Source organism: Lelliottia nimipressuralis (assembly GCF_041464075.1).
Lineage (GTDB): Bacteria > Pseudomonadota > Gammaproteobacteria > Enterobacterales > Enterobacteriaceae > Enterobacter > Enterobacter nimipressuralis.
The window spans coordinates 4,289,391-4,304,213 of the sequence record NZ_CP167172.1; the positions used below are offsets into that span (position 1 = coordinate 4,289,391).

The 14,823-nt window shown below is 56.3% G+C and carries 11 protein-coding genes; 7 read left to right on the top strand and 4 right to left on the bottom strand.

What is annotated here, in order from left to right; translation table 11 throughout:
• Positions 1-12: 12 nt before the first annotated feature.
• From ACB496_RS20665 to feoC, 4 genes are all read left to right on the top strand, one after another.
• The gene (locus tag ACB496_RS20665) at positions 13-2,340 is read left to right on the top strand and encodes a Tex family protein (RefSeq protein WP_100778594.1); all 2,328 of its coding nucleotides are present in this window, start codon (positions 13-15) and stop codon (positions 2,338-2,340) included.
• A gap of 342 nt (positions 2,341-2,682) precedes the next feature.
• Positions 2,683-2,910, top strand: a complete 228-nt coding sequence (gene feoA / locus ACB496_RS20670; protein WP_100778593.1) for a ferrous iron transporter A — start codon at positions 2,683-2,685, stop codon at positions 2,908-2,910.
• 30 nt (positions 2,911-2,940) lie between these two features.
• Positions 2,941-5,259 (top strand): Fe(2+) transporter permease subunit FeoB, encoded by a 2,319-nt coding sequence (gene feoB, locus ACB496_RS20675; RefSeq protein WP_129034781.1) that lies wholly within the window; start codon positions 2,941-2,943, stop codon positions 5,257-5,259.
• An 11-nt stretch (positions 5,260-5,270) separates the two neighbouring features.
• Entirely contained in the window at positions 5,271-5,507 is a 237-nt protein-coding gene (gene feoC, locus ACB496_RS20680; protein ID WP_100778591.1) for a [Fe-S]-dependent transcriptional repressor FeoC, read from the top strand.
• 39 nt (positions 5,508-5,546) lie between these two features.
• On the opposite strand, the gene ACB496_RS20685 is transcribed toward feoC, so the two are convergent.
• On the bottom strand, positions 5,547-5,816 hold the full coding sequence (locus tag ACB496_RS20685; RefSeq protein WP_100780800.1) for a YdgH/BhsA/McbA-like domain containing protein: 270 nt from the start codon (positions 5,814-5,816) through the stop codon (positions 5,547-5,549).
• Between the two features lie 112 nt (positions 5,817-5,928).
• Positions 5,929-6,702 (bottom strand): pimeloyl-ACP methyl ester esterase BioH, encoded by a 774-nt coding sequence (bioH, locus tag ACB496_RS20690; RefSeq protein WP_371973577.1) that lies wholly within the window; start codon positions 6,700-6,702, stop codon positions 5,929-5,931.
• Between the two features lie 36 nt (positions 6,703-6,738).
• Here bioH and gntX point away from each other — a divergent pair, with 36 nt between their 5' ends.
• The 3 genes from gntX to gntT all read left to right on the top strand — a co-directional run bounded on the left by gntX (position 6,739) and on the right by gntT (position 9,728).
• Entirely contained in the window at positions 6,739-7,422 is a 684-nt protein-coding gene (gene gntX / locus ACB496_RS20695) for a DNA utilization protein GntX (RefSeq protein ID WP_371973579.1), read from the top strand.
• Between the two features lie 61 nt (positions 7,423-7,483).
• Positions 7,484-8,059, top strand: coding sequence for a Fe-S biogenesis protein NfuA (gene nfuA, locus ACB496_RS20700; RefSeq protein ID WP_100778588.1), 576 nt, complete (start codon positions 7,484-7,486; stop codon positions 8,057-8,059).
• A gap of 352 nt (positions 8,060-8,411) precedes the next feature.
• A complete protein-coding gene (gene gntT, locus ACB496_RS20705) occupies positions 8,412-9,728 on the top strand; it encodes a gluconate transporter (protein WP_100778587.1) in 1,317 nt (438 codons plus the stop codon).
• A gap of 89 nt (positions 9,729-9,817) precedes the next feature.
• Here the strand turns inward: gntT and malQ are convergent, their stop codons facing one another.
• Together malQ and malP are read right to left on the bottom strand one after the other, a co-directional pair.
• Entirely contained in the window at positions 9,818-11,896 is a 2,079-nt protein-coding gene (gene malQ, locus ACB496_RS20710) for a 4-alpha-glucanotransferase (protein ID WP_371973581.1), read from the bottom strand.
• Between the two features lie 9 nt (positions 11,897-11,905).
• Positions 11,906-14,299: a maltodextrin phosphorylase gene (malP, locus tag ACB496_RS20715; protein WP_371973583.1), complete on the bottom strand. Its 2,394-nt coding sequence runs from the start codon at positions 14,297-14,299 to the stop codon at positions 11,906-11,908.
• Positions 14,300-14,823: the final 524 nt, after the last annotated feature.

The following is a 14,823-nucleotide window of genomic DNA, read 5'->3' on the forward strand; positions in this document are numbered from 1 at the left end:
GATGACAAAGCCATGATGAAAGATTCGCTCTGCCGCATTATTGCGGGTGAACTTCAGGCCAGAGCCGAACAGGTAGAAGCTGCCGTTCGCCTGCTTGATGAAGGGAACACCGTGCCGTTTATTGCACGTTATCGTAAGGAAGTCACCGGCGGTCTGGATGACACGCAGCTGCGCAACCTGGAGACCCGTCTGGGCTACCTGCGTGAGCTGGAAGACCGTCGCCAGGCTATTCTCAAATCCATTGGCGAGCAGGGCAAACTGACCGATGCGCTGGCAGGTGCCATCAACGGCACGATGAGTAAAACCGAGCTGGAAGACCTCTATCTGCCGTACAAACCTAAGCGCCGCACCCGCGGGCAGATTGCGATTGAAGCAGGCCTCGAGCCGCTAGCCGATCTGCTGTGGACGACGCCGTCGCACGATCCTGAAACGGAAGCCGCGAAATTTATCGACGCAGAAAAAGGCGTGGCCGACACCAAAGCCGCCCTTGACGGCGCGCGCTACATTCTGATGGAGCGTTTTGCCGAAGACGCCGCGCTGCTCTCCAAAGTGCGTGATTACCTGTGGAAAAATGCCCACATCGTCTCTACCGTCGTGAGCGGTAAAGAAGAGGAAGGCGCGAAATTCCGCGACTACTTCGATCACCATGAACCGATTTCAACCGCCCCATCGCACCGCGCGCTGGCCATGTTCCGTGGCCGCAACGAAGGCGTGCTGCAACTCTCTCTCAATGCCGATCCGCAGTTCGACGAGCCGCCGAAAGAGAGCTACTGCGAGCAAATTATTACTGACCATCTCGGCCTGCGCCTGAATAACGCCCCGGCAGACAGCTGGCGCAAAGGCGTGGTGAGCTGGACCTGGCGCATCAAAGTGCTGATGCACCTCGAAACCGAACTGATGGGCACCGTGCGCGAGCGCGCAGAAGACGAAGCGATCAATGTTTTTGCCCGTAACCTGCATGATCTGCTGATGGCCGCCCCGGCGGGCCTGCGCGCAACGATGGGTCTCGATCCGGGCCTGCGTACCGGCGTGAAAGTGGCCGTCGTCGATGGCACCGGCAAACTGGTCGCGACCGACACCATCTATCCACACACCGGCCAGGCCGCGAAAGCCGCCGTTGTGGTTGCCGCCCTGTGTGAAAAATACAACGTTGAGCTGGTGGCAATTGGTAACGGCACTGCCTCCCGTGAAACCGAACGTTTCTTCCTCGATGTGCAGCAGCAGTTCCCGAAAGTGACCGCGCAGAAGGTGATCGTCAGCGAAGCCGGTGCGTCGGTCTATTCCGCGTCCGAACTGGCGGCGCTCGAGTTCCCGGATCTGGACGTTTCCCTGCGCGGCGCGGTCTCTATCGCCCGTCGACTGCAGGACCCGCTGGCCGAGCTGGTGAAAATCGATCCGAAATCCATCGGCGTGGGCCAGTATCAGCACGACGTCAGCCAGACTCAGCTGGCGCGTCGTCTGGATGCGGTGGTGGAAGACTGCGTGAACGCCGTCGGCGTGGACCTGAATACCGCCTCCGTCGCCCTGCTCACCCGCGTGGCGGGCTTGACCCGCATGATGGCGCAGAACATTGTTGCCTGGCGCGATGAGAACGGCCAGTTCCAGAATCGTCAGCAACTGCTGAAAGTGAGCCGCCTGGGACCGAAAGCCTTCGAACAGTGCGCGGGCTTCCTGCGTATCAACCACGGCGATAACCCGCTGGACGCCTCTACGGTTCACCCGGAAGCCTATCCGGTTGTGGAGCGTATTCTGGCCGCCACGCAGCAGGCCCTGAAAGATCTGATGGGCAACAGCACCAACCTGCGCGATCTGAAAGCTGTCGATTTCACCGACGACAAATTCGGTGTGCCGACCGTAACCGACATCATCAAAGAGCTGGAAAAACCAGGCCGCGACCCGCGCCCTGAGTTCAAAACGGCGAAATTCGCCGAAGGCGTGGAGACGATGAAGGATCTGCAGCCGGGCATGGTGCTGGAAGGCGCGGTCACCAACGTCACCAACTTTGGTGCCTTTGTCGACATCGGCGTCCATCAGGATGGCCTGGTGCATATCTCGTCGCTGGCGGATAAGTTCGTGGAAGACCCGCACACCGTGGTCAAAGCGGGCGATATCGTGAAGGTGAAAGTGCTGGAAGTGGATATGCAGCGTAAGCGTATCGCGCTCACGATGCGTCTCGACGAGCAGCCAGGCGAAACCAACGCCCGCCGCAGCAACGGAGGTGGTGCGCGTGAGCAATCGCGCCCGAACGCGAAAGCCGCGAAACCACGCCCTCAGGCGCAGCCTGCCGGTAACAGCGCGATGATGGATGCGCTGGCCGCCGCGATGGGTAAGAAACGCTAACGTTAAACGCATTTGCCCGGCCTGTGTATCCCCTGGCCGGGCAAACACGTTCCCGCCCGGCATTCAGACCCACAAAATAAAAATAAATAAGAATGTACTCACTCATTATTTATTAAATATGGAACCGATTGCATATCCATATTTAAACCATCGATTATCACTTAGTTAACAAATTAATTATTCATCCCTGACGCTCCATTTCAATAAATATTGAGCAAGGTCAAACAGTCCTCGATTTACCCCTCATATGAACATCCCGTCACATTTTAAATATTGCTGATAGAAACCATTCTCATTATCATGAACCTGTTGATTATTTAACCTTCGGTAAAAGTGGTCTCTATGCAATTCACACCAGACAGTGCCTGGAAAATTACCGGTTTTGCCCGCGAAATTAGCCCGGCGTATCGTCAAAAACTGCTGTCGTTAGGCATGCTGCCAGGATCATCGTTCCAGGTGGTTCGCATTGCACCCTTGGGCGATCCCATTCATATCGAAACCCGTCGCGTCAATCTGGTATTGCGTAAGAAAGACCTCGCCTTATTAGAAGTCGAAGCTTTAGCCCGATAAACCGCCAGCAGTTATACCGAGTCTAAAACAATGAAAAAATTAACCATTGGCTTAATTGGTAATCCTAATTCCGGCAAGACAACCTTATTTAATCAGTTAACGGGTGCGCGTCAGCGTGTCGGTAACTGGGCGGGCGTCACGGTAGAACGTAAAGAAGGCCAGTTTTCAACAATCGATCATCAGGTCACCCTTGTTGACCTGCCAGGCACCTATTCACTCACCACCATTTCGTCCCAGACCTCTCTCGATGAGCAGATTGCCTGTCACTATATTCTGAGCGGCGATGCGGATTTACTGATAAACGTCGTCGATGCCTCCAATCTTGAGCGTAACCTCTACCTGACGCTACAGCTGCTGGAGCTGGGCATTCCGTGCATCGTGGCGCTGAATATGCTCGATATCGCCGAGAAGCAAAAAATTCGTATTGATATCGATGCGCTTTCCGCCCGTCTCGGCTGCCCGGTCATTCCGCTGGTCTCGACCCGCGCGCGCGGGATTGACGCCCTGAAGCTGGCGGTCGATCGCCATACGGGCAATACCGATCTGGAGCTGGTTCACTATCCGCAGCCGCTAGTGCGCGAGGCCAGCATTCTGGCCGGAGAGATGAACAACGCGATGCCACAAAAACAGCGCAACTGGCTTGGGCTACAAATGCTGGAAGGCGATATCTATAGCCGGGGCTACGCTGGCGACGCCGCAGAGAGTCTGGAGATGTCGCTGGCACGCCTGAGCGACGAGCTGGACGATCCGGCGCTGCATATCGCCGATGCGCGCTATCAAAGCATCGCGGCCATTTGCGAAGTGGTCAGCAATACCCTGACCGCCGAGCCGAGCCGTTTCACCGCGGCGGTGGATAAAATCATTCTGAACCGTTTCCTCGGTTTGCCGATCTTCCTGCTGGTGATGTATGTGATGTTCCTGCTCGCCATCAACATCGGCGGCGCGCTGCAGCCACTGTTCGATGTCGGCTCGGTTGCGATCTTCATTCACGGCCTGCAATGGCTGGGCTACACCCTGCATTTCCCGGAGTGGCTGACGATTTTCCTCGCCCAGGGGCTGGGCGGCGGGATTAACACTGTTCTGCCGCTGGTGCCGCAGATCGGCATGATGTACCTGTTCCTCTCCTTCCTTGAGGATTCCGGCTATATGGCCCGCGCGGCGTTCGTGATGGACCGCCTGATGCAGGCGCTCGGTTTGCCGGGCAAATCCTTCGTCCCGCTGATTGTCGGCTTTGGCTGTAACGTGCCGTCGGTGATGGGCGCACGTACTCTGGATGCTCCGCGTGAGCGTCTGATGACCATCATGATGGCGCCGTTTATGTCCTGCGGGGCGCGTCTGGCGATCTTCGCGGTCTTTGCGGCGGCGTTCTTTGGTCAGGAAGGCGCACTGGCGGTCTTCTCCCTCTACCTGCTGGGCATTGTGATGGCGATTCTCACCGGCCTGATGCTTAAGCACACCATCATGCGCGGCGAAGCGTCGCCGTTTGTGATGGAGCTGCCGGTTTACCACGTGCCGCATATCAAAAGCCTGCTGATCCAGACCTGGCAGCGCCTGAAAGGCTTCGTTCTCCGTGCCGGTAAAGTGATCGTGATCGTCAGTATTTTCCTGAGCGCGCTGAACAGCTTTACCCTCAGCGGCCAGGCGGCAGATAACATCAACGACTCGGCACTGGCTTCTGTGAGTCGCGTCATCACCCCGCTGTTCAAGCCGATTGGCGTTCACGAAGATAACTGGCAGGCCACCGTCGGGCTGTTTACCGGTGCGATGGCGAAAGAGGTGGTGGTCGGCACGCTCAACACGCTCTATACGGCGGAAAATATTCAGGAAGAGGAGTTTAACCCGGCTGAGTTCCATCTCGGTGACGAGCTGCTCAGCGCCGTTGACGAAACCTGGCAGAGCCTGAAAGACACCATCAGCCTGAGCGTACTGGCAAACCCTATCGAAGCCAGCAAAGGTGACGGCGAAATGGCCACCGGTGCGATGGGTGTGATGAGCCAGAAATTTGGCAGCCCTTCAGCGGCGTACAGCTATCTGATTTTCGTCCTGCTCTACATTCCGTGCATTTCGGTAATGGGGGCCATTGCCCGCGAATCCAGCCGCGGCTGGATGGGCTTCTCGGTCCTGTGGGGGCTGAACATCGCTTACTCGCTGGCAACCGTCTTCTACCAGGCGGCTAACTTCAGCCAGCATCCGCGCTATAGTCTGGTGTGCATTCTGGCGGTGGTGCTGTTCAACGTCGTGCTGATTGGCCTGTTGCGCCGCGCCCGTAGCCGCGTGAACGTCAACCTGCTGGCCACGAATAAAACCGCGGCGAACTGCTGTAACAGCCCTGCGGGCGACTGCCACTAAGAGGTGAGATGATGGCATCGATGATTCAGGTTCGGGATTTACTGGCTCTTCAGGGGCGAATGGAGGCCAGACAGTTGAGCCTTTCCCTGCATACGCCGCAGCCGATGATCGATGCTATGCTCGAACGAATGGAAGCGATGGGTAAAGCCGTGCGGATTCAGGAAGATGCGGAGGGTTGTTTAACAGGTAGCTGCAAAAGCTGTCCGGAAGGCAAAGCCTGCTTAAGGGAGTGGTGGGCGCTGCGCTAACACGATTTGCCGGGCAGCGTATGCCGCCCGGCAATACTGTTATTTATAGACTTCCGCCGTTGCATGAACGGTTTTCTCGCCTTTGTTCGCGCTGGTCACTACATAATACGTACCGCCCAGCTCATCAGCTTTTTTCGATAATTCTTTACGTGCATCCATTGGCGCAGTCGTTTTTGAGGTCGTAATCTCGCCAATTTTGGTCAGATTCATCTCTTTAACTTTGTCTTTTTCCAGCTCTTTCGCTGCAAATACGCCAAATGACAGAGACCCAATAACCAGTGATGTAACAATTCCCGTAACAAGTTTCATAACCATTACTCTCCATAGGTTTGTAGTTTTGATTATCGTAGGCTCAACTTCCGCAACGATATTTGAAGTATTGTTGCGGTATGAAACTTTTTCCAGGTGGATCAGTAAATAATCAGTTTAAACGCTGACTTAACGCCGTTAGCGCGTCGCAAAACGCCTCGGGATGCGAGACGAAAGGCGCATGTGCGGCTTTGGCAATGACCTTCGATTCGCTGTTCGGCCATAACGCATCCAGCATCGGCACCACTTTGCGCGGCACCAGGCCATCCAGATAACCGTAGATTCGCAGATGCGGCACTGAAAGCGCGGCCAGCGGTTCGCGCAGGTCGACGGTTTTCAAAATTTCCAGCCCACCGTTGAGCACCTCAACCTCCGGCATGGGGAGTGCCAGCACCGCATTTTTGAGCATTCGCGCATCCTGACGCGCCGTTTCGGTTCCCAGAGTTTGCAGCGCCAGAAAGCGCTCAACCGTCCGCTTGAAATCTTCGCTCAGCTGCTGCTGGAAACCGGCCAACACCTCCGGCTTGATACCCGGCCACTCATCCCGCGCCGCAAAGCAAGGCGATGATGCGACCGTCACCAGCGCCTGAACGCGCTCCGGGTGCGTCAGGGCTATCTGGCTCGCCACCAGCCCGCCCAGGCTCCAGCCGAGCCAGATCGCTTTTTGCGGCGCGCGTTCCAGAACATGCCGGGCCATCTCATCGAGGGGCATCGCGCCAAACCCGTGGCTGCGGCCAAATCCCGGCAGTTCCACCAGATGCAGCGTAAATTGCGAGGCCAGTTCCTCCTGAATGCAATGCCAGACTTCAGCGTTCAGCCCCCATCCGTGCAGCAGCACAAGATCAACATTTCCCGTGCCCGTGGTCTGCCACCAAAGATTGTTCATCGGTTAGGATTCTCTTTTTTAACAAGGAAGTTGCCCATGCTATCAGTGCCCGGCTTGTGCTGGCTATGCCGAATGCCGCTCAGGATGAGCCGCTGGGGGATCTGCTCCGTCTGCACGCGCGCCTTCGAGCGCCGACCTCCCTGCTGCCCCCAGTGCGGTTTATCCGCAACGCGCGTCGATATCCCCTGCGGGCGATGCCTGCAAAAACCGCCGCCGTGGGGCGATCTGGTGGCGGTCGATAATTACGTTCAGCCCCTGAGCAGCCTGATCCACCAGTTTAAGTTTTCTCGTCAGACACAGCTGGCGGGGCCGCTGGCGCGCCTGCTGATACTCGCCGTTTTGCAGGCCCGGCGCTCGCGGGGGTTACCTGCCGTGGATCTTCTTATCAGCGTGCCGTTGCACCGTCGACGCCACTGGCGTCGCGGCTACAATCAGAGCGACCTGTTGTGTCGCCCTATTGCCCGTTGGTTACGCTGTGATTGGCAACCGGACGCGATAAAACGCACACACGCAACGGCCGTTCAGCACCGGTTAAGCGCGCGGTTGCGCAAAAGAAATCTAAAAAATGCCTTTCGCCTTGATTTAGCGGTCAAGGGGCGCCATATCGCGATTGTGGATGATGTCGTCACAACCGGCAGCACCGTGGCGGAGCTTTCCCGACTGCTTTTGCAAAGCGGCGCAGCGACGGTTCAGGTATGGTGTTTGTGTCGTACCTTGTAGCCCTTTTCCGATGGGCGTATTATTATACCCAGGTAATTTAGTCAACTATTAGGCCAAAGCTATGATCCGTATTTCCGATTCTGCACAATCACACTTTGCCAAACTGCTGGCAAATCAGGAAGAAGGGACGCAGATCCGCGTGTTTGTGATTAATCCAGGCACTCCGAATGCAGAATGCGGTGTCTCTTATTGTCCTCCGGACGCTGTGGAAGCATCTGACACTGCCCTTAAATTTGAGCAGCTCACCGCCTATGTCGATGAGTTAAGCGCGCCATACCTTGATGACGCCGAGATCGATTTCGTCACCGATCAGCTGGGTTCTCAGCTGACGCTGAAAGCACCGAACGCCAAAATGCGTAAAGTGTCTGATGATGCGCCGCTGATGGAGCGCGTAGAGTATCTGCTGCAATCCCAGATCAACCCGCAGCTGGCGGGCCACGGCGGTAAAGTCACGCTGATGGAGATCACCGAAGACGGTCTGGCGATCCTGCAGTTCGGCGGCGGCTGTAACGGCTGTTCCATGGTCGACGTGACCCTGAAAGAAGGGATCGAGAAGCAGATGCTGAACGAGTTCCCGGAACTGAAAGGCGTGCGCGATCTCACCGAACACCAGCGCGGCGAGCACTCTTACTACTAAGTTCCCGTCTCTCTTTGCCCGGTGCCGCGCAGCGATCCGGGCCGTTAAATCAGATCCCAGGCCGGGTAAGGCGATTTCGCCCCCCGGCTTTTGTTTGCCCGTCGCTCCCCGCCCCATATGTTGACCTGCGTCTCATAATTCAAATTTTGCCTGCCTGGGTGATTCTCAATCTGCACATGTTACCCGTATCATTCGCGTGGGCACTAAGCATCCTCATAACAGCCGACTAAACTTATTAGTTTCGCAGGCAATCAGTATTAGTGCCGTTAATTCTCTGTTCCCGGTTGGGACAATCGGAAATTGTCGTTGAAACAATGACGTTACCCATAACAATTGAAAGGCCAGGTTAATCATGCCATTAGTTATTGTCGCTATCGGTGTTGTCTTATTACTGCTCTTGATGATCCGTTTCAAACTGAACGGCTTCATCGCTCTGGTTCTGGTGGCACTTGCAGTGGGTCTGATGCAAGGGATGCCGCTGGTGAAAGTCATTAGCTCAATTAAAGCAGGTGTGGGCGGAACGCTCGGTAGCCTGGCGCTGATCATGGGGTTCGGTGCCATGCTCGGTAAAATGCTGGCAGACTGCGGTGGTGCACAGCGCATCGCGACCACGCTGATTGCCAAATTTGGTAAACAACACATTCAGTGGGCGGTGGTGTTAACCGGTTTTACCGTCGGTTTCGCGCTGTTCTATGAAGTCGGCTTCGTACTGATGCTGCCGCTGGTCTTCACCATCGCAGCTGCCGCCAACATTCCGCTGCTGTTCGTCGGTGTGCCGATGGCGGCTGCCCTGTCCGTGACGCACGGCTTCCTGCCGCCGCACCCGGGTCCAACTGCTATCGCGACCATCTTCCACGCGGATATGGGTAAAACCCTGCTGTTCGGTACGATTCTGGCGATCCCAACCGTTATTCTGGCAGGCCCGGTGTTTGCACGCTGCCTGAAAGGTATCGACAAGCCAATTCCGGAAGGTCTGTATAGCGCAAAAACCTTCACCGAAGCGGAAATGCCAAGCTTTGGCGTCAGCGTCTGGACCTCTCTGGTGCCGGTTGTGCTGATGGCGATGCGCGCAGTTGCTGAAATGGTGCTGCCAAAAGGTCACGCGTTCCTCTCCGTCGCAGAGTTCCTCGGTGACCCGGTGATGGCGACGCTGATTGCGGTTCTGATTGCCCTCTTCACCTTCGGTCTGAACCGTGGTCGTAGCATGGATCAGATCAACGAGACGCTTGGCTCTTCCATCAAAATCATCGCCATGATGCTGCTGATTATCGGCGGTGGCGGTGCGTTCAAACAGGTTCTGGTCGACAGCGGCGTGGACAAATACATCGCCTCGATGATGCATGAAACTAACATTTCGCCAATCCTGATGGCCTGGTCGATTGCTGCGGTGCTGCGTATCGCGCTGGGTTCTGCAACCGTTGCGGCGATCACTGCCGGCGGTATTGTTGCGCCACTGATTGCCACCACGGGCGTTAGCCCTGAGCTGATGGTTATCGCGGTGGGTTCAGGTAGCGTCATCTTCTCCCACGTGAACGATCCAGGCTTCTGGCTGTTCAAGGAGTACTTCAACCTGACGATCGGCGAGACCATCAAGTCCTGGTCGATGCTGGAAACGATTATCTCAGTGTGCGGCCTGATTGGGTGTCTGCTGCTGGCGATGGTGGTTTAAGCACAAAAAAGCCGGGTGGTGGTTGCGCCTGACCCGGTCTAAAACGTTAAAAGCCCGGCAAACTAATGATGTTTGCCGGGCTTTTTTTATCACTTCTTCGCTTTTCTGCGCTTATCCAAATCCTTAATCAGCTTGTTCACACCGTCATCGGCAAACATCTTTTCAAGGGTGGTGGAGAGCTTGCGCCGCCAGTTTTTGTACTGATAGCTGGTGCCCGGAATGTTCACCGGCTCCGCCATTCCCAGCCAGTCCTCGGGTTGCAGGCCCAGCAGGGCGCTATTGCTGTCGGCTATGTAGCGCTGCATGCCGCGATTCAGGGTTGCCGTCATCGCCATCAGCGAGGCTTTATGCCCGGCGCGTTTTGGCAGGCAGCCGTGCTTGTGCAGCGCATCCAGCAGCCCCTGTTTGGCCAGTTCGCGGTCCTGATACAGCCCGCGCAGCACCACTTCGTCTGGATATAACCCTAACGTTTTGCCGAGCGTGAGATCACCGCTCTCCCAGTAGCCTCGCAGCGTAGGAAGATCATGCGTTGTCGCGACAGCCATTGATTGTTGAGGGTACGCTTGCGGCGAACGGAACGTCTTCTCATGGTCACTTTCGAAATAGAGTACTTTGTATGAATAAACGCCACTCTCGCGTAATTTACTGACGATTTCAACCGGCACGGTGCCGAGATCTTCGCCAATGACCATGCAGTTGTGACGCTGACTTTCCAGCGCGAGGATCGACAGCAGATCGTCCACCGGGTAATGCACATAAGCACCGTGATCCGCCGTTTCACCGTAAGGGATCCACCACAGGCGCAGCACGGACATCACGTGGTCGATACGCAGCGCGCCGCAGTTTTGCATATTGGCGCGCAGCAGATCGATAAACGGCTCGTACCCGCGCGCGACCATCACATGCGGGTCCATCGGCGGCAATCCCCAGTTCTGTCCCAGCGGGCCGAGGATATCCGGCGGGGCGCCGACGGAGGCTTTCAGGCAGTAAAGCTCGCGGTCGCACCAGGTTTCGGCTCCGCCTTCCGCCACGCCAACGGCCAGATCGCGATACAGACCAATCGGCATGTCGTAGCCCTGGCTCTCCTGCCAGCAGGCGGCAAACTGACTGTACGCCAGCCATTGCAGCCACAGGAAAAAGTCCACTTCATCGGCGTGTTGCTTGCAGAAGGCTTTCACCTCCGGCGAGTCCACCGACTGATAGGCTTCCGGCCACACCGGCCAGCCCCAGCGCATTTCGTCCTCTTTCACCTGATACGCATGCAGCGCGTCAAACGCCGCCTGCCAGTAGAGGCTTTCGCCTTCCTGGGCGACGAACTGACGGAACGCTTTCATCTGGTCGTCCGTGCGCTTTGCAAAGCCTTTCCAGGTCATACGCAGGGCAGCCATTTTCAGGGCCGTTACCGTCGCATAGTCGACCCAGTCGGCTTCCCGCACCTGTTTCAGCGTCTGCTGGGTGGTGGTGAGATTCCACCACGCCTGGGCCTCTTTGCTTTTCCTGAAATCCTCCAGCGCGTTGACGTCGATGTAAATCACATTCAGCCAACGGCGGGACGACGGGCTATACGGGCTGGCGCTTTCCGGGTTCGCCGGATAGAGGGCGTGGATTGGGTTGAGACCGATAAAGGCCCCGCCGCGCTTGCCCACCTCCGCCAGCATATTTTTCAGATCGCCGAAATCGCCGATCCCCCAGTTCTCATTCGAACGTAGCGTGTAAAGCTGCACGCAGGCGCCCCACAGCTTTTTCCCGTCGAGCAGCGCCTGCGGCTCGTAGCAGCGTTTCGGCGCGATGATCACCCGGCAGTGATAGCGCTTATCATCCTGCGTCAGCGTCAGGGTGTGGTAGCCGAGCGGCAGTTTTGCCGGAAGGGTGAGATTTTTCCCGCCCGTCGCATGGCCCTTATGCTGCTGGCCCTCTTCGGTGGTTAACAGCCAGCTGAATTCGCCGCGGCCTTCCACCAGCAACGCCATCTTCTTACCGGCTGTGAACATCTTCACCACCGGCACCGGCGCTACCGCCGCTTTCGCGGCGGGCGTTGTTTTGTGCATGGCGTCCAGCAAACGTCGTTTGGTTTCAGCGCCAATTGACTGTGGTTTGCCGTGAGCATTGATGTAACTGGGGCTGATCCCCGCCGCCAGGGCGGCATTATCCAGACGTTTGCTGTCCATCGCGCTTCCTTAGCGTTTTGCCTGCCAGATACGGGCCTGATAATCACGGATTGAACGGTCAGAGCTGAACATCCCGCAGCGCGCGGTATTCAGAATACATGCGCGCGTCCAGGCATCCTGATCGCGGTACAGCACATCCACCTGCTTCTGCGCTTCAACGTAGGCCGCGAAATCAGCCATTACCAGATACGGATCGCCGCCCTGTTTGCCGATGCTGTGCAGCATCTGGTCGAAGGCGTGTTTGTCACCGTCGCTGTATTTGCCGCTTTCCAGCTCCTTCAGCACCGCATCCAGTACCTTATCCTTCTTGCGCCATTTCACCGGATCGTAGCCTTTGGCTTTAAGGGCTTTCACCTCCTCGACCGTGTGACCGAAGATAAAGATATTTTCTTCACCTACCTGCTCGGCGATTTCGACGTTCGCGCCGTCCAGCGTGCCGACGGTTAAGGCACCGTTCAGGGCCAGCTTCATGTTACCGGTGCCGGACGCCTCTTTGCCCGCAGTCGAAATCTGCTCGGAGATATCCGCCGCCGGGATCAGCATTTCCGCTGCGGACACGCAGTAATCTGGCAGGAATACCACTTTCAACTTGTCGCCCACCAGCGGATCGTTGTTCACCGCTTCAGCCACTTTGTTAATGGCGAGGATAATGTTCTTCGCCAGGTAGTAGCCCGGCGCCGCTTTGGCACCGAAGAGGAACACGCGCGGCACACGGTTCGCGTTCGGGTTTTCGCGGATCTCTTTGTACAGCGCCAGAATGTGCAGCAGGTTCAGGTGCTGACGTTTGTACTCGTGCAGGCGTTTGATCTGGATATCAAAAATCGCGTTCGGGTTGATTTCAATCCCCGTGCGCACTTTCACGAACGCCGCGAGGCGCACTTTGTTCTCTTGTTTGATGGCCTGGTATTTCTGGCGGAACTTGGCATCGTCAGCCTGTTTTTCCAGGTTGATCAGCTGGTCAAGATCGTTGGCCCACTCTTTCTTCAGCGTTTTATCCAGCAGCGCGGCGAGAGCCGGGTTGCACTGTTTGATCCAGCGACGCGGCGTGATGCCGTTGGTGACGTTATGGAATTTGTTCGGCCAAAGCTGGTGATATTCCGGGAACAGATCTTTAACCACCAGATCCGAGTGCAGCGCTGCCACGCCGTTCACCGCAAAACCGCTGACCACGCACATGTTCGCCATGCGGACCTGTTTGTCGTGCACCACCGCCAGTTTCGCCCAGACCGCTTTATCGCCTGGCCAGGTTTTCGTCACCAGCACTTTGAACCGATCGTTGATCTGATTGATGATCTGCATATGGCGCGGCAGCAGTGCTTTCACCAGTTTCTCATCCCAGCACTCCAGCGCCTCTGGCATCAGGGTGTGGTTGGTGTAGGCGAAGGTTTTGCTGGTGATTGCCCAGGCCGCGTCCCAGCTCAGCTGGTGCTCATCCAGCAGCACGCGCAGCAGTTCTGGAATGGCGATGGTTGGGTGGGTATCGTTGAGCTGAATCACTTCGTAATCCGCCAGCTCTGACAGCTTACGCCCCGCCAGATGATGGCGACGCAGGATATCCGCCACGGAACAGGCGCACTGGAAATACTGTTGCATCAGGCGCAGCTTTTTGCCCGCCAGATGGTTGTCGTTCGGGTAGAGCACTTTAGTCAGTTTTTCGGCGTCGATACCCTGCTGCTCGGCACGCAGGAAATCGCCGTCGTTAAATTTGGTCAGGTTGAACGGATGGGCGTGCTTCGCCTGCCACAGACGTAGCGGCTGCGCCACGCCGTTGCGATACCCCAGCACCGGCAGATCCCAGGCTTCACCGGTGATCACAAAACCCGGCTCCCAGTGGCCCTGTTTAGACACTTTCCCGCCGATACCTACATGCACATCGAGCTGTGCGTTGTGGCGGAACCACGGATAGCTGCCGCGATGCCAGTCGTCCGGCGCTTCAATCTGATTCCCGTCGTTAAAGGACTGACGGAACAGGCCGTACTGGTAGTTCAGACCATACCCGATAGCGGATTGCCCCACGGTTGCCATGGAATCCAGGAAACAGGCCGCCAGACGCCCTAACCCGCCGTTACCTAAACCGGGGTCGGTCTCTTCTTCCAGCAGATCGGTCAGGTTAACGCTGTGCTCGCTGAGCACGTCGCTCACCTCCTGATACCAGCCGAGGTTCAGCAGGTTGTTGCCGGTCAGACGACCGATCAGGAACTCCATCGAGATGTAGTTCACATGACGCTGGTTTTTCACCGGCTTCGCCGCAGGCTGAGCACTGAGCAGTTCGGCCAGCGCACCGCTCACGGCCTGCCACCACTGATGAGACGTCATGTCTTCGGCTGCAGACAAACCAAATCGCTGCCACTGACGCGTCAGGGCAGCCTGAAATTGAGCTTTGTTGAAGGTAGGCTGAGACATAGGGAATCGGCATCCTGTAGAGAAAGAAAAGATAATGGCGCTAGTGTGCCAGGCTCATTCCGGCTCTTCCTCCTCCTGCCAGGGATTAGACAGGGAGGAGTAACGGGGATGAGCGCAAAAGTGTGATCAAGGCCACTCTGTGAGCATAGAACGAGTGTGCCAATACGGCGCGAGGATAAACGGGAAGAGTGTCAAAAAAATGAAATGCAGTTTCGGATGAAATTAATAACAGCAGAAATGATTGCTTACCAGGAATAATATTTCTTGCTTTTAGGCCTTTCTCAGAGGGTTATTTTCCAGGAATAACTATACCGGTTATTTATTAACTTCGTGATGAGAATCGCCTAATGAAACCAGTTTCAGGATAAGCGCACTAAATGCATACAAGCCAGCATCCATGCGGGATATAGGGCATCTAAGAAAGTTCCCGGTCAATGAGAAATAATTTTGTGACAGAGTGCAAATTAAGGGATAGAAAAGACGGACATAACTTGCAATAGTTCCTTTTCTGGCCGACCTTATAT